The sequence below is a fragment of the Eoetvoesiella caeni genome, assembly GCF_003315175.1.
GTDB classification, from domain to species: domain Bacteria; phylum Pseudomonadota; class Gammaproteobacteria; order Burkholderiales; family Burkholderiaceae_B; genus Eoetvoesia; species Eoetvoesia caeni.
Map to the genome: position 1 here is coordinate 189,429 of NZ_QNRQ01000001.1, position 21,114 is coordinate 210,542.

Annotated in this window: 20 protein-coding genes; 10 read left to right on the forward strand and 10 right to left on the reverse strand. The window is 59.7% G+C overall.

Features of this window, described 5'->3' with window-relative positions:
- Nucleotides 1–121 precede the first annotated feature (121 nt).
- The 5 genes from DFR37_RS00880 to DFR37_RS00900 are packed head-to-tail and all read left to right on the forward strand — an operon-like array spanning nucleotide 122 to nucleotide 6,116.
- Nucleotides 122–1,879, forward strand: a complete 1,758-nt coding sequence (locus DFR37_RS00880; RefSeq protein ID WP_113931364.1) for a PAS domain-containing sensor histidine kinase — start codon at nucleotides 122–124, stop codon at nucleotides 1,877–1,879.
- The gene (locus DFR37_RS00885) at nucleotides 1,876–2,502 is read left to right on the forward strand and encodes a response regulator transcription factor (protein ID WP_113931365.1); all 627 of its coding nucleotides are present in this window, start codon (nucleotides 1,876–1,878) and stop codon (nucleotides 2,500–2,502) included. The genes DFR37_RS00880 and DFR37_RS00885 overlap by 4 nt, the downstream gene beginning before the upstream one ends.
- Nucleotides 2,499–3,359, forward strand: a complete 861-nt coding sequence (gene folD / locus DFR37_RS00890; protein ID WP_113931366.1) for a bifunctional methylenetetrahydrofolate dehydrogenase/methenyltetrahydrofolate cyclohydrolase FolD — start codon at nucleotides 2,499–2,501, stop codon at nucleotides 3,357–3,359. The genes DFR37_RS00885 and folD overlap by 4 nt, the downstream gene beginning before the upstream one ends.
- A 34-nt stretch (nucleotides 3,360–3,393) precedes the next feature.
- Nucleotides 3,394–5,472 carry a M3 family metallopeptidase gene (locus DFR37_RS00895; RefSeq protein WP_113931367.1) on the forward strand — a complete coding sequence of 693 codons (2,079 nt, stop codon included), beginning with the start codon at nucleotides 3,394–3,396 and terminating at the stop codon, nucleotides 5,470–5,472.
- Between the two features lie 11 nt (nucleotides 5,473–5,483).
- Complete coding sequence (locus tag DFR37_RS00900) at nucleotides 5,484–6,116, forward strand: SCO family protein (RefSeq protein WP_113931368.1); 633 nt, start codon at nucleotides 5,484–5,486, stop codon at nucleotides 6,114–6,116.
- On the opposite strand, the gene DFR37_RS00905 is transcribed toward DFR37_RS00900, so the two are convergent.
- The 10 genes from DFR37_RS00905 to xth all read right to left on the reverse strand — a co-directional run bounded on the left by DFR37_RS00905 (nucleotide 6,108) and on the right by xth (nucleotide 18,195).
- Nucleotides 6,108–6,698: a nitroreductase family protein gene (locus tag DFR37_RS00905; RefSeq protein ID WP_113931369.1), complete on the reverse strand. Its 591-nt coding sequence runs from the start codon at nucleotides 6,696–6,698 to the stop codon at nucleotides 6,108–6,110. The two genes, DFR37_RS00900 and DFR37_RS00905, sit on opposite strands and share 9 nt — an antisense overlap.
- 64 nt (nucleotides 6,699–6,762) lie before the next feature.
- Nucleotides 6,763–7,497 (reverse strand): pyridoxine 5'-phosphate synthase, encoded by a 735-nt coding sequence (pdxJ, locus tag DFR37_RS00910; RefSeq protein WP_113931370.1) that lies wholly within the window; start codon nucleotides 7,495–7,497, stop codon nucleotides 6,763–6,765.
- 94 nt (nucleotides 7,498–7,591) lie between these two features.
- Nucleotides 7,592–9,064 (reverse strand): efflux transporter outer membrane subunit, encoded by a 1,473-nt coding sequence (locus DFR37_RS00915; RefSeq protein WP_113931371.1) that lies wholly within the window; start codon nucleotides 9,062–9,064, stop codon nucleotides 7,592–7,594.
- Nucleotides 9,061–12,273, reverse strand: coding sequence for an efflux RND transporter permease subunit (locus tag DFR37_RS00920; RefSeq protein WP_113931372.1), 3,213 nt, complete (start codon nucleotides 12,271–12,273; stop codon nucleotides 9,061–9,063). Before DFR37_RS00920 ends, DFR37_RS00915 begins: the two co-directional genes overlap by 4 nt.
- A 66-nt stretch (nucleotides 12,274–12,339) precedes the next feature.
- Nucleotides 12,340–13,626, reverse strand: a complete 1,287-nt coding sequence (locus DFR37_RS00925) for an efflux RND transporter periplasmic adaptor subunit (protein WP_113931373.1) — start codon at nucleotides 13,624–13,626, stop codon at nucleotides 12,340–12,342.
- A 248-nt stretch (nucleotides 13,627–13,874) separates the two neighbouring features.
- Complete coding sequence (locus DFR37_RS00930) at nucleotides 13,875–14,669, reverse strand: ABC transporter ATP-binding protein (RefSeq protein ID WP_113931374.1); 795 nt, start codon at nucleotides 14,667–14,669, stop codon at nucleotides 13,875–13,877.
- On the reverse strand, nucleotides 14,669–15,562 hold the full coding sequence (locus tag DFR37_RS00935; RefSeq protein WP_113931375.1) for an ABC transporter permease: 894 nt from the start codon (nucleotides 15,560–15,562) through the stop codon (nucleotides 14,669–14,671). The genes DFR37_RS00930 and DFR37_RS00935 overlap by 1 nt, the downstream gene beginning before the upstream one ends.
- Before the next feature lie 70 nt (nucleotides 15,563–15,632).
- Nucleotides 15,633–16,571 (reverse strand): ABC transporter substrate-binding protein, encoded by a 939-nt coding sequence (locus DFR37_RS00940; RefSeq protein WP_113931845.1) that lies wholly within the window; start codon nucleotides 16,569–16,571, stop codon nucleotides 15,633–15,635.
- A 74-nt stretch (nucleotides 16,572–16,645) separates the two neighbouring features.
- On the reverse strand, nucleotides 16,646–17,410 hold the full coding sequence (locus DFR37_RS00945; RefSeq protein ID WP_113931376.1) for a class I SAM-dependent methyltransferase: 765 nt from the start codon (nucleotides 17,408–17,410) through the stop codon (nucleotides 16,646–16,648).
- Nucleotides 17,407–18,195, reverse strand: coding sequence for an exodeoxyribonuclease III (xth, locus tag DFR37_RS00950; protein WP_113931846.1), 789 nt, complete (start codon nucleotides 18,193–18,195; stop codon nucleotides 17,407–17,409). Before xth ends, DFR37_RS00945 begins: the two co-directional genes overlap by 4 nt.
- Nucleotides 18,196–18,395: 200 nt before the next feature.
- Between xth and DFR37_RS00955 the strand changes: the two genes are divergently transcribed.
- The 5 genes from DFR37_RS00955 (at nucleotide 18,396) to rpoZ (ending at nucleotide 21,112) form a co-directional block, all read left to right on the forward strand.
- On the forward strand, nucleotides 18,396–18,935 hold the full coding sequence (locus DFR37_RS00955) for a flavin reductase family protein (protein WP_113931377.1): 540 nt from the start codon (nucleotides 18,396–18,398) through the stop codon (nucleotides 18,933–18,935).
- Between the two features lie 229 nt (nucleotides 18,936–19,164).
- A complete protein-coding gene (locus DFR37_RS00960) occupies nucleotides 19,165–19,761 on the forward strand; it encodes a class I SAM-dependent methyltransferase (RefSeq protein WP_113931378.1) in 597 nt (198 codons plus the stop codon).
- Nucleotides 19,758–20,063 carry a hypothetical protein gene (locus tag DFR37_RS00965; protein ID WP_113931379.1) on the forward strand — a complete coding sequence of 102 codons (306 nt, stop codon included), beginning with the start codon at nucleotides 19,758–19,760 and terminating at the stop codon, nucleotides 20,061–20,063. Before DFR37_RS00960 ends, DFR37_RS00965 begins: the two co-directional genes overlap by 4 nt.
- Before the next feature lie 201 nt (nucleotides 20,064–20,264).
- Nucleotides 20,265–20,873: a guanylate kinase gene (gene gmk, locus DFR37_RS00970; RefSeq protein WP_211317193.1), complete on the forward strand. Its 609-nt coding sequence runs from the start codon at nucleotides 20,265–20,267 to the stop codon at nucleotides 20,871–20,873.
- A gap of 35 nt (nucleotides 20,874–20,908) precedes the next feature.
- Nucleotides 20,909–21,112 carry a DNA-directed RNA polymerase subunit omega gene (gene rpoZ / locus DFR37_RS00975; RefSeq protein ID WP_113931381.1) on the forward strand — a complete coding sequence of 68 codons (204 nt, stop codon included), beginning with the start codon at nucleotides 20,909–20,911 and terminating at the stop codon, nucleotides 21,110–21,112.
- Nucleotides 21,113–21,114 lie beyond the last annotated feature (2 nt).

A 21,114-nucleotide genomic window follows, 5' to 3' on the forward strand; every position in this document is an offset into this window, starting at 1 on the left:
TCTAGGAAAGAGCAACCCTTAGGGCAAGCGAAATTCCACTTTATGACATAAGTTTTCATAATGCGGAAAACCCTTCTCGGCCATACAGACTAAAATAGCTCAACCACTCTATTTCGGAATTATGGCAAGTCCAGCAAAGAAGTCTCTTATTCCAACGACGTTCTACGATCAGGCCCGGCGCAGCCGGCGCGGCGTCTATTGGCTGACGCCCGTCGTTGTGCTGGTGTTGTATCTGTGCGTCATGGGTGCGTTCATCTGGCTGCAGCAGTTGCACAACGACAGCGTCATGTTCGTGACCATCGACCAGGAAGCCCGCCAGCAGCGGCTGATGATGGTCGTGGTGGCGCTTTCCTGCGTCATTATCCTGAGCCTGCTTGCACTGTGGCGCTATACGCGTTTTCGCACGCGCGCCGAAGCCGCCCTGATCGCCGAAACCGGCTTTCGGCGCGCCATGGAAAACTCCATGTCCACCGGCATGCGCGTCTTCGACATGCAGGGCCGCATTGCCTATGTCAACCCCGCGTTCTGCCGGATGATAGGCTGGAACGAAGCCGACCTCATCGGCCGCACCACCCCTTTTCCGTATTGGCTGCCGGGACGGCATGCTTACCACCAGGAAACGCTGGACCTCCTGCTTTCGGGGCGCACGCCCAGCAGCGGACTGGAAGTCGAAGCGCAACGGCGCGATGGCTCGCGCTTTACCGCGCGCATGTATGTGTCGCCGCTGCGCGACCCGAACGGCGAACAGATCGGCTGGATGACCTCGATGACGGATATCACCGAGCCCAAGCGCATCCGTGAAGCCCTGACCGCCGCCCACGAACGCTTCATGACCGTGCTTGAAGGACTGGACGACGCGATCTCGGTCGTGGCCGACACGCCGGAAGGACTGGAACTGCTGTTTGCCAACCGCACGTACCGGCGCTTCTTCGGTGCGCAATCCAGCGGCCACGGCGAACTTCTTGGCGGACGCCTGGGACGCTTTACCGACGAAACCGTGGATGTTTTTTCAAAATCGGCCCAGCGCTGGTTCGAGGTGCACCACCGCATGCTGGCCTGGACCGATGGCCGGCGCGTACGCCTGCAAGTGGCCCGCGATATCACCGAACGCCGCCAGCACGAAGAAGCGTCGCGCGTGCAGCAAGAAAAAATACAGATCACCAGCCGGCTCACCACCATGGGCGAGATGGCTTCGTCGCTGGCGCACGAACTGAACCAGCCCCTGACCGCCATCAGCAACTACAGCATGGGCGCCGTGGCCATGATCAAATCGGGCAATGCCAAGACGGAGACCTTGCTCGAGGCCCTGGAAAAAGCTGCCGCCCAGGCCGAGCGCGCCGGCAAAATAATCAGCCGGATCCGCGAATTCGTCAAACGCAGCGAACCGCGCCGCCAGCGCGTACCGGTTACCCGCATCCTGGACAACGCCATTGCCTTTGCCGATATCGACGCACGCAAATACCAGATCGAAATCGAAAAAAGCCTGCCCGAAACCCTGCCTGAAGTCATGGCCGATCCGATACTGATTGAGCAAGTGTTGCTAAATCTGTTAAAAAACGGCATCGAAGCCATGGAAAAAAGTGAATACCACACCCTGCACGTCGTCGTCACGGATCAAGCGCCACTGATAGAAATCGCTGTCATTGACCGAGGCTACGGACTGCGCGACCCCGAGCGGCTGTTTGAACCTTTTTACAGCACCAAGTCCGAAGGCCTGGGCATGGGGCTTAATATTTGCCGCACCATTATCGAATCCCACCACGGACGTTTATGGGCATCCGCCAATCCCGAAGGGGGCACGATCTTTCGCTTTACTCTACCTTGCGCGGCGCCTTTGGCGTCTGGGCAATCTAAGAATTCTCAGGAGTTGCATGCATGAGTACACCCCCAGTTTCCAATACCGTTTTCATTGTCGATGACGACGAAGCCGTGCGCGACTCGTTACGCTGGCTGCTTGAAGCCAACGGCTACCGGGTCAAAAGCTACGCCGGCGCCGAGGACTTCCTGAGCGCCTACGAACCCGAACAGATAGGCGTGCTCATCGTCGACGTGCGCATGCCCGGCATGAGCGGCCTTGAGCTTCAGGAAGAGCTTATCGCGCGCCAGGCGCCCTTGCCCATCGTGTTCATCACCGGCCACGGCGACGTTCCCATGGCGGTTTCCACCATCAAGAAAGGCGCTGTCGACTTTCTTGAAAAGCCCTTCAACGAAACCGATCTGCGCACCATCGTCGCCCGCATGCTCGAGCAGGCTACAGAACGTGCGTCCCAGTTCCTGGCGCAAAAAAACCACCAGGCCGTCCTAAGCCGCCTGACCTCGCGCGAACAGCAGGTGCTTGAACGCATCGTCGCGGGGCGTCTGAACAAGCAAATTGCCGGCGACCTGAATATCAGCATCAAGACCGTCGAGGCCCACCGCGCCAACATCATGGAAAAGCTGGAAGTCACGACGGTTGCCGATCTCATGAAAATAGCGCTGACCAAGGCCGAGGGCACAGCATGACGGCACGCATCATCGATGGCAAGGCGCTGTCCGCCGCCATCAAGGCCGATGTCGCCCAGCGGGTCGTGCAACTGAAAAAACAAGGCATTACGCCGGGCCTGGCCGTAGTCCTGGTCGGCGAAGATCCGGCATCGCATGTTTACGTGCGCAACAAGGCTGCCGCATGCGAGAAGGCCGGCCTGTATTCACGCGTCGTCCGCCTGGCCGCCGACGTGCCCGAAGAGCAATTGCTGAATACTGTTCGCGAACTGAACGCCGACAGCACCATACACGGCATATTGGTCCAGCTGCCGCTGCCTTCCCACATGAATGCGGCGCGCGTCATTGAAACCATTGCAGCCGAAAAAGACGTCGACGGCTTCCATATCAGCAATGCCGGCCTGCTCATGACCGGCCAGCCTTTGTTCCGCCCATGCACGCCATATGGCATCATGAAGATGCTGGAATCGGAAAACGCGGTATTGCGCGGCGCCGAGGCCGTTGTGGTGGGCGCCAGCAATATTGTCGGCAAGCCCATGGCCATGCTGCTGCTGGCCGCCGGCGCCACTGTCACGCTGTGCAACTCCAAGACCCGCGACCTGGGCGCTCAAACTCGCCGAGCCGATGTACTGGTCGTTGCCACCGGCAAACCCGAGATGATTACCGGCGAAATGATCAAGCCGGGCGCCATCGTCATCGACGTCGGCATCAACCGCAAGGCCGACGGCAAGCTTACCGGCGACGTGCAGTTCGAATCCGCCAGCCAGGTGGCGGGCGCCATCACGCCCGTACCCGGCGGCGTGGGGCCCATGACCATTGCCATGCTGCTGGTCAACACCCTGGAAGCCGCGGAACGTTGCGCTGAGCTGGCTGTCTAATCCGTACCTTCTTTAGTTTTTTGCAGGCCCCCACATGAATCAAAACCCCTTGCTTGTTCCGATCGAAGCGTTGATCGACTATGCCGCCATCCAGCCGGCCCATATCGAACCCGCAATATCCAGCCTTCTGGCGGAATCTCGCGCGGCTGTCGAACAAGCCGCCGACCCTGCGTTGCAAGCAAGCTGGGAAACAATAGTCGAGCCCCTGGAAAATGCCAGCGAAAGGCTTTGGCGAGCCTGGTCGGTCGCCGGCCACCTTAACGCCGTGGTCAATACGCCCGAGCTGCGCGAAGCCTACAACCAATGCCTGCCCCTGGTCACCGAATTTTCCACCTGGGTCGGCCTGCACACCGGCCTGTATGAACAGTATCGCCGCATAAAGGCCAGTGCGGGCTTCGGCGCCCTTCCCGCGGTACGCCAGCGCATAATAGACCTTGCCTTGCGCGACTTCCGGCTAAGCGGTGTCGAACTGCAAGGCGACCATCGCATCCGCTATGCGGAGATTTCCGACAAGGAAGCGCAAGTCTCGCAGAAGTTCTCTGAGAACGTACTGGACTCCATCGATCGCTGGTCCTTGCTAGTTACTGACCAGGCCCGGCTGGCCGGCGTACCGGCCGACGCCGTCCATGCGGCGCATGCCGCCGCGCAGGCCGCCGACAAGCAAGGCTGGCTGCTGACGCTCAAGATGCCATGCTATCTGCCCGTCATGCAGCACGCGCTCGATCGCAGCCTGCGCGAAGAGCTTTATCGCGCCTACGGCACGATTGCATCCGAACAAGGCGACCCGGCACTGGACAACTCCGCCCTGATCGAACAATTGCTCGATCTGCGCGCGCAAGAAGCCGCCCTGCTCGGCTACGCCGATTTCGCCGAGCTGCGGCTGCAAACCCGCATGGCCGGCAATGCCGACGAAGTCCTGGATTTCCTGCGCGAGCTGGCCCAAAAAGCCAAGCCGCACGCGCAGCGCGACCTGGCCGAGCTGCGCCGTTATGCGCGCGACGAACATCAGCTTGAAACGCTCGAGCCCTGGGATATCCCGTTTATTTCCGAGCGCCTGCGCGAAGCGCGCTACGCCTACTCCGAAGAAGAGGTCAAGCAGTATTTCACCGAACCGCAGGTACTGAAAGGGCTGTTCCACGTCGTAGAGAAACTGTTCGGCGTACGCCTGCGCACGGCGCAAGCCCAGACCTGGCATAGCGATGCCAAAGCCCTCCAAATCGAAACGCCCGATGGCGAACTGCTTGGCCATTTATTCATCGACCTGTACGCCCGCAACGGCAAGCAAAGCGGCGCCTGGGTCGACAGCGAGCGCAACCGCCGCAAGAACGCAGGCGGCATACAGACGCCGGTGGTCTACCTGACCTGCAATTTTTCTCCTCCGCAGGCGGGCAAGCCGGCGCTGCTTACGCACGACGATGTCATCACGCTATTCCATGAAAGCGGCCATGCCCTGCACGCCTTGCTCTCGCAAGTCGACGACCCGGGCGCGTCGGCCTTCGCCAGCGTCGAATGGGACGCTATTGAACTGCCGTCGCAATTCATGGAAAACTTTTGCTGGGAATGGTCTGTCGTGCAGGCCATGTCGGCCCACGTCGATACCGGCCAGCCTTTGCCGCGCGCCCTGTACGACAAGCTGCTGGCGGCCAAGAACTTCCAAAGCGGCATGCAGACCGTGCGGCAGATCGAATTTTCCTTGTTCGACATGACCATCCATCACCAGGCCAATGGCCTGCCTATCGCCAAGGTCATGGATGTCCTGAATGAAACGCGCAAGGAAGTCGCCGTTCTGTTTCCGCCTGAATGGCATCGCTTTCCGCATAATTTTTCGCATTTGTTCGCAGGCGGCTACGGCGCCGGCTACTACAGCTACAAATGGGCCGAAGTGCTTTCCGCCGACGCCTACAGCGCCTTTGAAGAGGCTGCCGCGCAAAGCGGCGACGGCACGCGCGACACCTTGGACGTACAGACCGGCATGCGTTTCCGCAACGAGATACTGGCCGTTGGGGGAGCCCGCCCCGCCGCCGATTCGTTCCGTGCATTTCGCGGACGCGATGCTTCGATGCAGGCCTTGCTGCGCCACAGCGGCATGGCCGACACCACCTCCGTTAACTAAGGATCAACGCCATGCGACTAGCCCACTTGCTGGCGACCACGGCGCTGGCCGCCACATGCGCCGCCGCGCAAGCCGTCAGTGTTGCCCTGCCGCCAACGGCAAACGCGCAAGATTCCGCGCCGGCCAGTACAACCGCCGTGCACAAGGTACGGGGATTCCTGCCCGACTTGCGCTTTACCCTGCGCGGCGCCGGCAACACAACCGTGACCCAGGACGACTTCAAGGGCAAGGCAGTCATGCTGTTCTTCGGCTATGCCAGTTGCCCGGACATCTGCCCCACTACCATGGCCCAACTGGCACAGGTCATGCACGAACTTGGGGATGACGCGGCCAAGGTGCGCATTTTATTCATCAGCGTCGACCCGCACCGCGATACGCCCGACAAACTGCAGGCCTACGTCGACGTCTTCGGCAAGAACGCGATTGGGCTGACCGGCAGCGAACGCCAGATCGCCGATGTGGCCCGGCGCTACCGGGTAGCCTATCAAATCGAAAAGCCCAAAGCCGGCGACACTGAAAACTACGAAGTGGCCCACGGCCGCGGCGTATATATCTTCGATACGGCCGGACGCGCCCGCCTGCTGGCCTCTGATTCGAACTCGACCGAAGCCATAACCGCGGGCGTCAGGTCGCTGCTACGATAGCTGCGTGGCAGCGCCAGTCCATTCCGACACGAACTTGCGGTAGTCGGGCCGTTCGACGGCGGCGGGCGGCTGTATGGGCGTACCTACGGCCAGATATCCAAGAAAGCGGTAGTCCAGGCCGTCAAAGCCCAGAGCCTCGTTGACCTCGTCAACGTAAGTTCCAAGCCCGGTGCTCCAGTAGGCGCCGTAACCCAGCATATGCGCGGCGTTCAGCATATTGGTCACGGCCGCGCCTACCGCCAGCAAACGCTCATGTTCCGGCACTTTGGTATTGCTATGGTCGATACGGCAAGCCAGGGCTATCAGCAAAGGCACCTTGGCCAGCCAGGCGCGGGTCGAGGCCTCTTTCTCGGCGGTCAAAGGCCGCCCCGCCCGCTTGGTTGCTTCCATGGCCAGATCCGCCAGGCGCGCCACCGCGTCGCCGCGTATCAAGGCAAACCGCCAAGGCTGCAGCTTGCCGTGATCGGGCGCCGACATCGCCGCCTGCAGAATTTGCGAAAGCTCTGTTTCAGTGGGCGCGGGCGCTTGCACAAACTTGACGGAGCGGCGTGAAAGAAGATATTCGATTGGCGTGACGGACATGCACTACCCCTACAAAAAAAAGTAAAGCGCAAAAGCGCTTGGACAAATTCGAAGCCGCCGCGGCTTACGCGGCGCGGCAGGCAAGCACCAACAACGCCTTCATATCGCGTACGGCCTTTTCCCAGCCGTCGAATACCGCGCGCGCCACGATGGCATGGCCGATATTCAATTCAGACACACCGGGGATGGCGGCAATTTCGTGGACGTTGCCATAATGCAGACCGTGGCCCGCATTGACGCGCAAGCCTTGCGTTATGCCGTAGACGACACCCTTGCGTATGCGCTCGAGTTCGCGCAGTGCGGTCGCAGCATCGCCGTCGGCATCGGCAAAGGCCCCCGTGTGCAACTCAATGACTGTGGCGCCGGTGCGGACAGCCGCATCGATCTGCGCAGCCTCGGGGTCGATGAACAACGAGACGCGTATGCCCGCGTCGTGCAATTGCCCCACAGCGGCCTTGACCACGTCGAATTGCCCCGCGACATCCAGGCCGCCTTCAGTGGTCAATTCGCTGCGCTTTTCAGGAACCAGGCATACGTCCTGCGGCTTGATATGGCAGGCAATCGCCAGCATTTCCGCTGTAATGGCGCATTCAAGGTTCATGCGCGTGCGCAATTTGGAGCGTATGGCAGTTACGTCGGCGTCCTGGATATGCCGGCGGTCTTCACGCAGATGCAATGTAATGGCATCCGCGCCGGCCTCTTCGGCACGCACCGCAGCTTCGACCGGATCGGGATACGTCGTGAAACGCTGCTGGCGCAGCGTTGCCACGTGGTCAATATTTACACCAAGTTCAATCATTCTGAGCAAACCCTCTTCAACAGGCAAGGACACAAGTCCTTGATCCCATTATTATGACGGTTTGCACGGCGCCTGTCCCGCGCCCGGACACAGGCTAACCTGCCGAAGCACCCGCTGGCGCGGGATTTGCACCCGCGGCCGAAGTGGTTTCGGTCCAGCCGCCGCCCAAGGCCTTATACAGCTCTACCCGGTTCATGAGCGAATCCAGGCCGGTCTGCAAGAACTGTTGCTGCGCGGTGTACAGCGTGATTTCCGCGCTTTGCACCTGCAGGAAACTGTCGATGCCGCTGTCATAGCGCAGTTGGGCGAGCTTCAGGGTTTGAAGCGCCGAGTCCTCCAGCGACCTGAGCGCGTCGAGCTGGCCCGCATAGGTCGCTTCGCCCGCCAAGGCGTCGGCAACTTCCTTGAACGCCGTCTGGATGGTCTTTTCGTACTGCGCCACTGCAATGTTCTTGCGCGCCTTGGCCAAGTCCAGGTTGCCGCTGACCCCTCCCGAGAAAATCGGCATGGTCAGTTGGGGCGCAAACGACCAGAAACGCTGGCTGGAGCTGAACAGCCCGCCCAACGCCGGACTGGCAAAACCAAGCAGGCCGGTAATGGAAATATTCGGGAAGAAGGCGGCGCGGGCGGCGCCGACATTGGCATTCGCGCCCATCAGCGCATGTTCCGCGCCGATGATGTCAGGGCGCCGCACCAGTAAATCAGAAGGCAAGCCTACCGGAACGGCTGCCAACAGTTGATCCTTGCCGAATACGGAAGGCGCAGGCAGGTCGGCCGGCAAGGGCTGTCCCGCCAGCAATTGCAAGGTATTCAGGGCGCGCGACTGCACCCGCTTGATATTTTGCAGATCGGCCCGGGCCGATTCGACCTGCCCCTTGGCCTGGTTGAGGTCCAGGGCACCTGCAACGCCTATGTCGTAGCGCGTCTTGACAAGGTCGTAGGTATTCTGGCGCGACTGCAATGTTTTTTGAACCAGATCCTGCTGCAGCTCTGCGGTGCGCAATGCAAAGTAGGCTTCGGCCACTTGCGCAACCAGACTTATATGCACCGTGCGCTGGGCTTGATCGGTGGCCAGGTATTGCTGATACGCGGCTTCGCTGAGGTTCTTTACGCGGCCGAAAAAGTCCAGTTCGAATGCGGTATTGCCAATGCCGGCCTGGTAATAGCGCGAAACGCTGGGCGCATCCGCGCCCACGCGCAGGTTCTCGGGATTGCGCTGTATCTGCGCGTTGCCGCCCAAGCCTATGGTGGGCAGGCGTTCGCTTTGCTGAATGCCGAACTGGGCGCGGGCTTCTTGCACGCGTTCGACCGCAATACGCATATCGCGATTATTCTGCAAGGCGATTTCAATCAATGCCAGCAAACGCGGATCGCGGAAGAATTCGCGCCAGCCCAGGTCGGCCGCGGCGGACGCGCTTTGAGTGGCCGTTCCGGCCGGCGGCGCGTCGGGATACAAAGCCGGGACCGGTGCCGCCGGACGCTCGTAATTGGGAGCGAGCGAGCAGCCTGCCAGGGCCAGCGTTGTCAGGACGGAAAGCGCCGTGAGTTGGAAATATCGTTGACTCATGCTTGCCCCCCGTCATTGGGCGAACGGGGCTCCGGTTGGTTGGTGGTTTCCGTATGCGTGTGATGGACCTGTGTCAGCGGTGCCATGTGGGCATGTGCGCCAAACAGCTTGGGCTTGGTCTTGAACAAGGTCAAAACGACAACGAAGAATGTCGGCACGAACAGCAGGGCCAGCGGCGTAGCCGCTATCATGCCGCCCATCACGCCCAGGCCGACCGCGTTTTGGCTGGCGTGGCTTGCGCCGGTCGCAATCGCCAAAGGCAGCACGCCCAGGATGAACGCGAACGAGGTCATGAGGATCGGACGGAAACGCAAGCGCGCCGCCTCGATGGTCGCATCGATGATGTTGCCTCCTTGGGCGTAGGTATCCTTGGCGAACTCGACAATCAAAATGGCGTTTTTCGCGGCCAGGCCTATGACTGTAATCATGCCCACCGTGAAATAGACGTCGTTGGCCATGCCCAGGGCCGAGACCAGCCCCACCGCGCCCAGCATACCCAAGGGAACCATCAACATGACGGACAAAGGAATAGCCCAGCTTTCGTACAGCGCGGCCAGCAGCAGGAAGACGACCAGCATGGCTAAACCCATAAGAACTATGGTCTGGCTGCCGGCCTGCTTTTCCTGATACGACAGGCCGGTCCATTCGTAGCCGAAGCCGCCGGGCAGCTTGGCCACGAGGTTCTCCATCTCGATCATGGCATCGCCTGTCGAGTAGCCTGGGGCGGCCGAGCCGCCTATCCGAATGGATTCGTAGCTGTTGTAGCGCACGACCTGCACCGGGCCTTGTTCCCATTCAGCTTTCAGGAACGATGACAAGGGCACCATCTCGCCGGCGCCATTGCGCGCGTTAAGCTTCATGATGTCATCGACGTTCATGCGATGCGAGGCGTCCGCCTGAACCCACACATTCTGGATCCAGCCCATATTGGGAAACTTGGCCACGTAGGACGAACCCAAAGCCGTGGAAATCAGCGTCGCGACTTCGTTGAAATCCACGCCCAGCGCTGCGGCTTTTTGCCGGTCGATATCCAGGCGCAGCTGCGGCCCGGCACCCAGGCCGGTAATGCGGGTATTGGCCAGAACAGGACTTTGCATGGCCATGCCCAGCAACTGCTGAGTGGCCGCCATCAAGGCATCGTGACCCACACCGCCACGGTCTTCCAGGCGCATATCGAAGCCCGAGGCATTGCCCAGCGAGGAGATCGCGGGCGGCACCACACCGAACACCATGGAATCGGGCAAGCCGAACAGCAGGTTCTGGTTGGCCTTGGCCGCCAGTGCCTGCGCCGAATTGGCTTCGCCTTTGCGTTCCGAAAAATCCTTCAGGGGCACGAATGCAATGGCGGCGTTCAAACCGTTGCCGTTGAAGCTAAAGCCTTGCACGGTAATAATGTCCTGAACCTGCGGCTGCTTGGCGAAGAACTGCTCGACCTTTTCGATGGTTTCGATGGTGCGGTTTGCCGTGGCGCCCGCGGGCAGTTCGATATTGGCAATGATATAGCCTTGGTCTTCTTCAGGCAGGAAGGACGTAGGCAGGCGGAAGTACATCAGGCCCAAGCCGATAACCAGCACAAGATAAACCAGCATCATGCGCGAACCACGCTTCAGGCTGCGCCCTACCCATCCTTCATAGTGGCTGGTAAGGCCGTCGAACTTGCGGTTGAACCAGCCGAAAAAGCCCTTCTTGCTTTCGTGATGGCCTTTGGCCACGGGCTTCAAGAGCGTCACGCACAAAGCCGGGGTGAAGGTCAGGGCCAGGAAACCTGAAAACAGGATGGACACAGCCATGGCCATGGAAAACTGGCGATAAATAACACCCACTGATCCGCTCATGAAGGCCAGCGGTAAAAACACGGTGGCCAGCACCAGCGTCATCCCGACAACCGCGCCGCCGATCTGCGGCATGGCTTTCTTGGTTGCCTCTTTGGGCGACAGCCCCTCTTCGGACATGATGCGTTCGACGTTCTCGACCACCACAATGGCATCGTCGACCAGAATCCCGATGGCCAGCACCATGGCGAACATGGTCAGCACATTGATGGAGAAGCCCAAAAGCAGCATCACGGCAAACGCGCCGAGGATGGCAATAGGCACGACCAGGGCGGGGATCAGCGTGTAGCGTACATTTTGCAGGAACAGGAACATCACAAGGAAGACCAGCACCATGGCTTCAAGCAGAGTGTGGACCACCTGCTCGATGGAGATCTGCACATAAGGCGTCGTATCGTAAGGAATCGAGTACGAGACGCCGGGCGGGAAAAACGCCGACAACTCTTCCATCTTGGCCTTGACGCCCTCTGCCGTGGAAAGGGCATTGGCATTGGCGGTCAGCGAAATAGCGAAAGCCGCGGTCGGCTTGCCGTTCAGGCGCGCACCGAACTGATAATTATCGGAGCCGATCTCAACGCGCGCCACATCGCGCACCCGCACGCTGGAACCGTCGACATTCGAGCGCAGCACGATGTCTTCAAATTCTTTCACGGTCGACAATTCGCCATTGACCACAATGGGCGCTGTGACGCGCTGTTCATCAGGATTTGGAGGCGAGCCGATAATGCCTGCTGAAATCAGCGTGTTTTGCTTGGCAACCGCGGCATTGACCTCGGCCATGCTCAGCTTGTAGCCCATGAGCTTGTTGGGGTCGACCCAGATGCGCATGGCGCGCGGCGATGCGAACAGCTGGAACTTGCCTACACCCGGTACGCGGGAAACCGAGTTCTGTACATTGCGTGTGATGTAATCGGCCAGCGCCGTCTGGTCCATGGAACCGTCCGCCGACGACATGGTGACGACCAGCAGGAAGTTGGCATTGCTTTGGCTGACCTTCAGGCCCTGCTGGGTTACGGCACCCGGCAGTTTGGAGGTAACGTTGGAAATACGATTCTGTACGTCGACCTGGGCAAGGTCGGGATCGGTGCCTGGTTTGAAGGTTGCGGTGATTTGCGACATGCCGTACGAATCGCTGACCGACTCGTAGTACAGCAGGCCCTTGGCCCCGTTCAACTCGTTTTCGATAATGCTGGAAACCGACTCGGAGACGTCTTTGGCCGATGCCCCCGGATACGTAGCTTGGATATTGATGGCGGGCGGCGCCACTTCGGGATACTGGGATACCGGCATATTGGGGATCGCCAGCAAACCTGCCAGCAGTATCGCCAACGCGACAACCCAGGCAAAAATAGGCCGCTCAATAAAAAACTGTGACATACGCACTCACTTTAATGTGTTGCAGCGGGCAGATCACGACCCGCTCGACCGTCATTCAACCCCGGCTCAGGGCTTGGCTGCGCTGTTGGCGCCGTCGCCGGCAGCCGGCTTTGCCGCTTCGGGCTTGGCTGCGTCCGGCTTGGCCGCCCCAGGCTGGGCGGATGCTGGCTGTCCGCCGCCGGCCGGCGCGCCAGCGCCCGGCTGCCCGGGTTCTTTCCAGGGCATGCCTTGCACCGCCGCACCCGGACGGATTTTCTGGAAGCCTTCGACCACGACAACATCGCCGGCAGCAAGCCCGCTGGTAATAATGTATTTGCCGTCGATTTCAGCGCCTACAGTAACGGGCGAGGGAGTAGCCTTGCCATCTTTGACCAGCATGAGGCTGCTGCGTCCGTCGGCGGTGCGCTGGACAGCCTGCTGGGGTACCAGCAAGGCTTTTTCATCGATGCCTTGCTGCAGTTGTACGCGCACGTACATGCCAGGCAGCAGGATTTCGTTCTTATTGGCAAATTCGGCACGCAAGTTTACTTGCCCTGTGGTGGGGTCGACGGTAATGCCAGAAAACAGCAATTGCCCTTCTTCCGAATACCGCGAGCCGTCTTCCAGCAATACATGTACTTTGGCAGCACCGCCGGGCGTCTGCTCGAGCACGCCGCTGGCCAGGGCCTTGCGCAACTGGGCCAGTTCGGTCGTGGAACGGGTAAGGTCGACATAGACGCGGTCGATCTGTTGAACTGTGGCCAGTTGCGTCGCCGAAGTGGCGCTGACCAGCGCACCTTCGGTAACCAGGGATTTGCCGATACGGCCTGAAATGGGTGAGACCACCTTGGTATAGCCAAGATCGATCTCGGCCGACTGCAAAGTTGCCTTGGCTGCCGCGACGGCGGCTTGCGCCTGGGCCGAGGCCGACATGGCGTTATCGTAATCTTGGCGGCTGACAGCCCGGGCATCGATCAGCTTGGCATAGCGCTGTGCGAGCAGACGAGCACTTTGCGCGTCTGCCTGGGCACGCTTGAGCTGTGCGGCTGCCTGGTCGCGCACGGCGCGATAAGGAGCGGGATCGATGGTAAACAGCAACTGGCCGTCCTTGACCTCGCTGCCCTGCTTGAAGTTGATATCGGTGACAATGCCGCTGACGCGAGCCCGTATCTGGGCGTCTTTGATAGCCTCGACCCGACCTGGCAACTGCGCATACACGTCGGTGCGCATGGGCTGGACGGTAATTACGCTGACGGGCACTTTCATATCGCCCATATTCTGCTGCGGCTTCTTGCCGCATGCCGCGAGCATTGCCGTGCAGACAACTGCCACCATCAAAGCCTGACGCCGTGCAGACAAACCAAAACTATGCATTTTTATTACCCCTCAACACAGAAACGCCCCGCATTGGGGCGCCATTGTGACGTCTGTGGTTTTTAGTAAACGAAGAGTATAAAACGAAAACAACCTGCCTAGGCAAATAACTCACGCCATCGCATCAAATAAAAATTTCAAAATGTGTCAATGCTTTTGCTGGCTGAAATATGTTTTTTGTGTACAAAGCCGTTAAGGCAAACCAGTACGGCATCGCGCCTTTGTCCTGTTTTCGCAGTGCTGCCCGGTTACCCAAGCAACAAGGCATCGTCTGAAATCGCCTCGCCGCGCACCCGCTCGAACATGGCAAGCAGGTCGGCCACCTCCATGCCCTTGCGCTCTTGACCCGACACATCCAGCACTACGTTGCCCTGATGCAACATGACAGTGCGATCGCCAACGTCCAAAGCCTGGCGCATACTGTGAGTCACCATCAGCGTCGTCAGCTTTTTTTCGTGCACGATACGGCGCGTCAGTTTCAGCACGAATGCGGCGGTACGGGGGTCCAGGGCAGCAGTATGTTCGTCCAGCAATAGAATACGCGAAGGCTGCAAAGTTGCCATCAGCAGGCTTACCGCCTGGCGCTGGCCGCCTGAAAGAAGCCCGATGCGGTCGGTGAGCCGGTTTTCCAGGCCCAGCTCCAGTACGGCAAGCTTTGCGGCAAACTCGTCGCGCATACTGTGCCTGACGGCCTTGGACAAACCGCGCCGACCGCCGCGGCAGTATGCCAGCGAAAGGTTTTCTTCGATGGTCAGGTCTTCGCAGGTTCCTGCCATCGGGTCCTGAAATACGCGCGCGACCAACCCTGCACGCTTCCAGACGGGCCAGCGGCAAACCTCGGTGTTGTCCAGCAGGATAGAACCGGAGTCAACCGCTTGGTCGCCTGAAACTGCGTTGAGCAGCGTCGACTTGCCGGCGCCGTTGGACCCGATGACCGTCACGAACTGCCCGGATGGGATGTCCAGCGACAGGCCTCTCAGCGCATGGTTTTCAATGGGCGTGCCAGGATTGAACGTCAAGTGAAGATTGGAGACCTTCAGCATCAGCGTACCCCCTTCTTGATGCGCAGCTTTTGTTTAAGCAAGGGAATGACCAGTGCAACGGTAACCAGCACAGCGGTGACCAGATTGAGGTCTTGCGCATGCAGTCCTATAAAGTCGGCGTTCAGGGCCAGCGCAATAAAAAAACGGTACACCACGGCTCCCACCAGCGCGGCCAGGGTCATCACCAGCAATCTGCGCGAGGGGAAAATGCTTTCGCCCACAATGACCGCGGCCAAACCTATGACTATCGTGCCAATGCCCATCGAAATATCGGCGCCGCCCTGTGATTGGGCGAACAAGGCGCCGGCCAGGGCGCACAGAGCGTTGGAGATGGCCAGGCCCACCAGCACCATGGACCCGGTGGCGATACCCTGCGAGCGCGCCATCCTGGGATTGGAGCCGGTAGACCGGATGGCCAGGCCGATTTGCGTGCCCAAAAACCAATCCAGCAAAAACTTGATGGCGACAACCGCGACCAAAAGCGTCAGGGGCCGCATGATGTAGTCGCTGACCGCTTCGGGCTGCAACAATGTAAACACGGTAGGCTCGGTAATCAAGGGTACGTTGGGCCGGCCCATGATCCGCAAGTTGATCGAATACAGCGCAATCATCATCAGTATGCTGGCAAGCAAGTCCATGATTTTCAGCCGCACATTCAACCAGCCGGTGATGGCCCCGGCAAGAGCGCCCGCCAGCGTCGCGGCCAGTGTGGCCGCAAAGGGATCGAAACCCGCGCTGATCAAAGTTGCCGCCACGGCGGCCCCCAGCGGAAAACTGCCGTCGACCGTCAGGTCGGGAAAGCGCAGGATGCGAAACGAAATAAGCACACCCAACGCCACCAGCCCGAATATCAAGCCGATTTCAAGCGCGCCCCACAACGAATACATAGACATGGATTTTCACCGGAAAATAAAACAGGCAGGCTGCGCAACACAACCTGCCTGTTTTTGGCCACAGATGCGTTTATTCTATAACCCGGGTAGCCGACGCCACAAACGCGTCGGACAATTTGACCCCCTGCTTTTTCGCGGCGCCGGGGTTGACGAACAACTCTAGCTTGTCGCTGGTCTCGGAAGGCATTTCGCCGGGCTTGGCCCCCTTGAGTATGCGGATCGCCATGGCGCCCGTCTGCAATCCAAGGTCGTGGTAATTAATGCCCAGCGCGGCAATGGCGCCGCGCTTGACGCTGTCTGTGTCCGAGGCAATAAGCGGGATCTTGGCATCATTGCCGACCTTGACCAGCGCCTCGTAGGCAGACACAACGTTGTTGTCGGTGTTGGTATAGATGACATCCACTTTGCCGACCAGGCTGCGGGCCGCGGCCCCCACGTCAACTGAACGCGGCGCGCTGGCCTCGACCAGCGACATCCCCCGCTGCGGCAACAATTCGTGCAAACGCTTGACCACCACCACCGAGTTGGCCTCGCCCGGGTTGTACACCATGCCCACCCGTTTGACCTGGGGCAAAGCCTGCTGGATAAGGTCGACCTGCTTTTCCAGGGACAAACCGTCGGAAACGCCGGTCACATTGGTGCCCGATGCCTGCATCGAGGGCACCAATTGCGCCGCCACCGGATCCGTTACGGCCGCGTACACGACCGGGATGTCTTTGGTGGCGGCCACCACCGCCTGAGCGGACGGCGTGGCAATGGCCACGATCACGTCGGGGCGGTCGCCCACAAACTTGCGCGCGATCTGGCCCGCAATGGCGGTGTTGCCCTGCGCGCTTTGAAATTGCCATTTCAAGCCATTGGCTTCTGTATAGCCGGCCTTGGCAAGGGCCTCTTTGACACCGTCCTTGATGGCGTCCAGCGCGGGATGCTCGACGATGGAAGTCACAGCGACGGACTGCGCCGACGCCGGACTTGCCAGCGCCGCCCCTGCATACAAAGCCGCGGCCATCGCCGCGCGGGCCGCAAAGCCCAAAGTGATCGCTTTCATTGAAGCTCCTTTTGTCGCTGCGTTTCCAGACATCTTTAAATACTTAACCCCTCGGGGCGCAAGGAAAGCAAATGCCGCGCCCAGCGCCGGGCCGGCAGCTTGTAGCACGATTCTACATGGGCGGCACGCTCGAGAAACACTGCCGTGGACACCTGCAGCACCGGCCCCTTGAAAGCCAGCACCACACGGTTGCCCGCATCGACTTCGGGCAGTTCGAGCACGCGCCCGCCAAACGCCGCGCGAATATTGGCCATATTGCGCGGAAAGCTCGCATGGTCGCCGAATAAATTGACGGTCATGACGCCGGCATCGCCCAAGGACTGATAACACCCTGTATAAAACTCAAGCGATTCGCGCACCGGCCCTTGGGCCGACGCGTCGTACAAGTCGACCATCAAGGCCATATAGCGCCCGATATTGCCAGGCTGCTCTATCCATAACTGCGCATCGATGTGTTCGATGTGCGAGCGCGGGCTTTCGGGCAAACGGAAATACGCCCGGCATATGGCCGTAACCCCGGGATTCCATTCGGCCGTGTCGACCTGCGCCGGCGTGTGGGCCAGCGTATACCGCAACAAAGAACCCGCACCCAGGCCCAGTATGCCCACATGGCTGTCTTTTTCAGGCTCGAGGAACAGCAGCCAGGCCATCATTTGCTGCGCATAGGCCAGGACCAATTGGTCGGGGCGGCGCACCCGCATGGCACCCTGCACCCACTCGGTGCCCAGATGCAAATAGCGCACGCCGGCCAGCTCAGACATGGTTGGAATGTCGTCTTCAGAAGGCTGCTGCGCGCTCATGCCGAACCGAACTCAAGGGTTGCCACTACGGGGGTGTGGTCCGACGGCTGTTCGTTGCGGCGCGGCTCTTTGTCAATAATGCATGCCGTGCAAAACGGCTTCAAGGCGTCTGACACCAGCACGTGGTCGATACGCAGTCCGGCATTGCGCCGGAATGCCATTTGGCGATAGTCCCACCAACTGAACGACTTCTCGGGCTGATCGAACATCAGGAAGGCATCGGTCAATCCCAAGTCGAGCAAAGCGCCGAAGGCTTCGCGCTCTGGCGCCGACACCAGCACGCCGCCTTTCCATTTGGCCGGATCGTGCACGTCCTCGTCGCGCGGCGCCACGTTGTAGTCGCCAAGAATCGCCAGGCGCGGATACTGCTTGAGTTCGCCGGCCAGCCATTCGCGCAACGCCGCAAACCACCTGAGCTTGTACTCGTATTTGTCGCTGCCCACGGCTTGCCCGTTGGGACAGTAGGCGCTGATTACGCGTATGTCGCCGATTGGACTGGACAAGGTGGCGGCAACGATGCGCTGCTGGTGGTCGTCGAATTCGGGCAGATTGCGCTGCACGTGCAAGCCTTCGCCTTTGGAGATTACCGCCACGCCGTTATAGGTCTTCTGCCCCGCCCAGCAAGCCTGATACCCCAGCTCGGCGAAGGCTTCGAGAGGAAATTTATCGTGGTCCAGCTTGAGCTCTTGCAAGCACAAGGCCCCGACTGGATTGGCCGCCAGCCAATCCAGAACCTGGGGCAGGCGGACTTTAAGAGAATTGACGTTCCAGGTGGCGAGTTTCAAGGTAGTGGACAATGTTTTTTAGTTCTGAAAAATAGCGCAATCGCGAGAGCGGGCGGAAATATTGCCATCGCCGGCGCGAACGGCAACAATAACGGGGTATCGGCAATCAAATGCCGGGATAGTGCGCATAGAGTCTAACCCGCGGCGAATATAGCATTCAAGCCGGGGCATTTCAATTTGCTACCAAAGAAGCTAAAACCATGGCTGAACCCCACAGCGCGAAGTCACCCCGCCCTACCGTCGAGCCATCCGTATTTCGTTCGATCATGGGCCGTTTTGCCACCGGCGTAACCGTCATCAGCTACCGGCGCGGCGATACTCCAACAGGCATCACCGCCAATGCGTTTCTGTCGGTGTCCATGGACCCGCCCCTGGTGCTTGTTTCAGTGCGGCAAAGTTCGCAGTTCATCAAGCATATGGCGCTGGGCGGCTATTACGGCGTGAACTTCCTCACCGAACATCAGCAAGACCTCAGTTCGCACTTTGGCGGCCGCAGCATCGCGGGCCTGCAGGTTCCTTTCAACGAGGCGCTGCCAGCCCCTCTGCTGGAAGGTTGCCTGGCGCATCTCATAGCCCGCGTGGTCGACATCCATCCGGCCGGCGACCATGTCCTGTACATTGCCCAGGTCGAACACTTGCGCCGCGGCATCGAAGCCAAGCCGCTGATCTTCTATAGCGGCGCTTATAAACGAATTCACACGCACAACCCGGAGCTCTGGAACTACGCGGACGGCTGGTGAAGCGCCCATGCAAACAGCGCCGCTGTAACCCTCCTGTCCAGATAGTTACAATTCTTCATGGCATGCCGGCTCGCCAACTGGTAATGTTCGCCAATCCGGGAACACTCCTTCACATTGCGGCCTGCAGTACACCCCGTATTTGATGTACATTGCGAGGCTAAAGACTTATCCCGGAACAACATAGGGTGGATAGATGCATCGAGTTCTTCGGTTCGAGCGTGCGCGGCGTATGAAAGAGTATTTTCGCAACATCGCCCCGGGTATTTTTCTCCAAGAACTCCTTAATCGGCCGGGGGCCGTCGGGGCCATCTGTCCTAGTTCGCGCTTTCTCGCATCCGACATGGCGCGGCAAGTGCCTTTAGAAGGCGACGGCCTGGTCATCGAACTGGGCGCAGGCACCGGCGTCATCACGCAAGCGCTGTTGAAGCACGGCGTTCAACCGGCCGATCTGCTGATCGTCGAGTTCTCGGCCGTATTTGTGCAGCGCTTGCGCCAGCGCTTTCCCGATTTGAATATCGTGCATGGCAATGCGGCCGACTTGTGCCAATTAGTACCTCCGGGACGCAAGATCAAGGCCATCGTTTCAAGCCTGCCCTTGTGCTCTTTGCCCCCCACCGTCACGCAAGCCATCTTGCAGCAGTGGCAAGCCTTGCTGCAACCCAATGGCCTGGCCGTGCAATTCACGTATCATTTGCGCCTGCCCAAGTGGCGCGAATACCTGGCTGCTCGGCACGAACGCTCTAAAATCGTCTGGGCCAATCTGCCGCCGGCCAATATCAATATCTTTTCATTCAACGAGCCCACGCCCGACATCGCCTTGCCATGATTTCCCACTCGCTTGCCCTGCATCCCATTGGCGTCGTCGTTGATGTCGTTATCGAAGAACTCCGTTTTAAAGCCTATGTCGTGGTCAGCGAGCCGGACATCAACCTGGTTGCCGACTTCGTGCCGCGCGAACAATTCGATGCCGACGGCGACTTGCACGTCACGGCCGTCGCCGATAGTTCCGAAGCGCACAGCCAGATCGAAGACCTGGCCTTCAACATGAATCAAGGCGATGCCGCGGTCTTTTTATGCGCTGATCAGGCGGCCTACGAAGCCGCCCTGGAGGCCCTGGCCGCCGCCTAATCGGCCCGCAACATTAAAAATGCCCCCACGCTTCGCCGCTTACGCGGCTCGCTGCCCCCCAAGGGGGCGCTTTTTGCCTTGGGGCGGCCCGGCCCGGCGGAAAAAAATCGGCGCTTGCGCAAACAAACCCGCCAGGATTTGCTATTCTTTCACCTTGATTGTTACTACTGAATGACCATGGCGGATTCCGGCAATATATTTATGGTGGTTGCCCCAAGCGGGGCGGGCAAGTCCAGCCTTGTCAACGCGCTGCTCGAACAAGATCCCGATGTTCTGCTGTCCATCTCCTGTACGACGCGCCAGCCGCGGCCCGGCGAAGTCGAAGCCAAGCACTACCGTTTCATCAGCAAGGACGAGTTCACCGCCATGCGCGACGGCAACGCCCTGCTCGAATGGGCCGAAGTGCACGGACATTATTACGGCACGCCGCGCGACCGCATTGAAGAATCCATCCTGAACGGCCAGGATGTCTTGCTGGAAATCGACTGGCAGGGCGCGCGCCAGATCAAGCACCACTTCCCCGAAGCGGTGGGCATATTTATATTGCCACCGTCCATCGAAGCGCTGGAAGCGCGGCTTAAAAACCGCGGACAAGACGCGCCCCAGGTCATCTCCAAGCGTTTATTGGCGGCGGGGGGCGAAATGTCGCATGCTTCCGAGTGCCAATATGTTATTATTAATCAAGAATTTAGCCTTGCTTTAGCGCAGCTTGCGCAAATCGTTGGCGCCACGCGACTGCGCTACGCCACGCAGGCAGCACGCAATGCCGATCTTTTTTCAAGTCTGGGCATCAGCAAAACCGTTGCCTGACACACCGTTACTCTTTGCAAACAGGATACATCCGTATGGCCCGCATCACCGTTGAAGACTGCCTCGAAAAAATCCCGAATCGTTTCAACCTAACTTTGGCAGCCACCTATCGCGCCCGCGAACTGGCCCAAGGCCACGAAGCGCGCATCGAAAGCGATGACAAACCCACAGTCACCGCCCTGCGCGAAATCGCAGAAGGCGTTACCGGCCTGGAAATGCTGCGCAAAGTACCAACTTAACC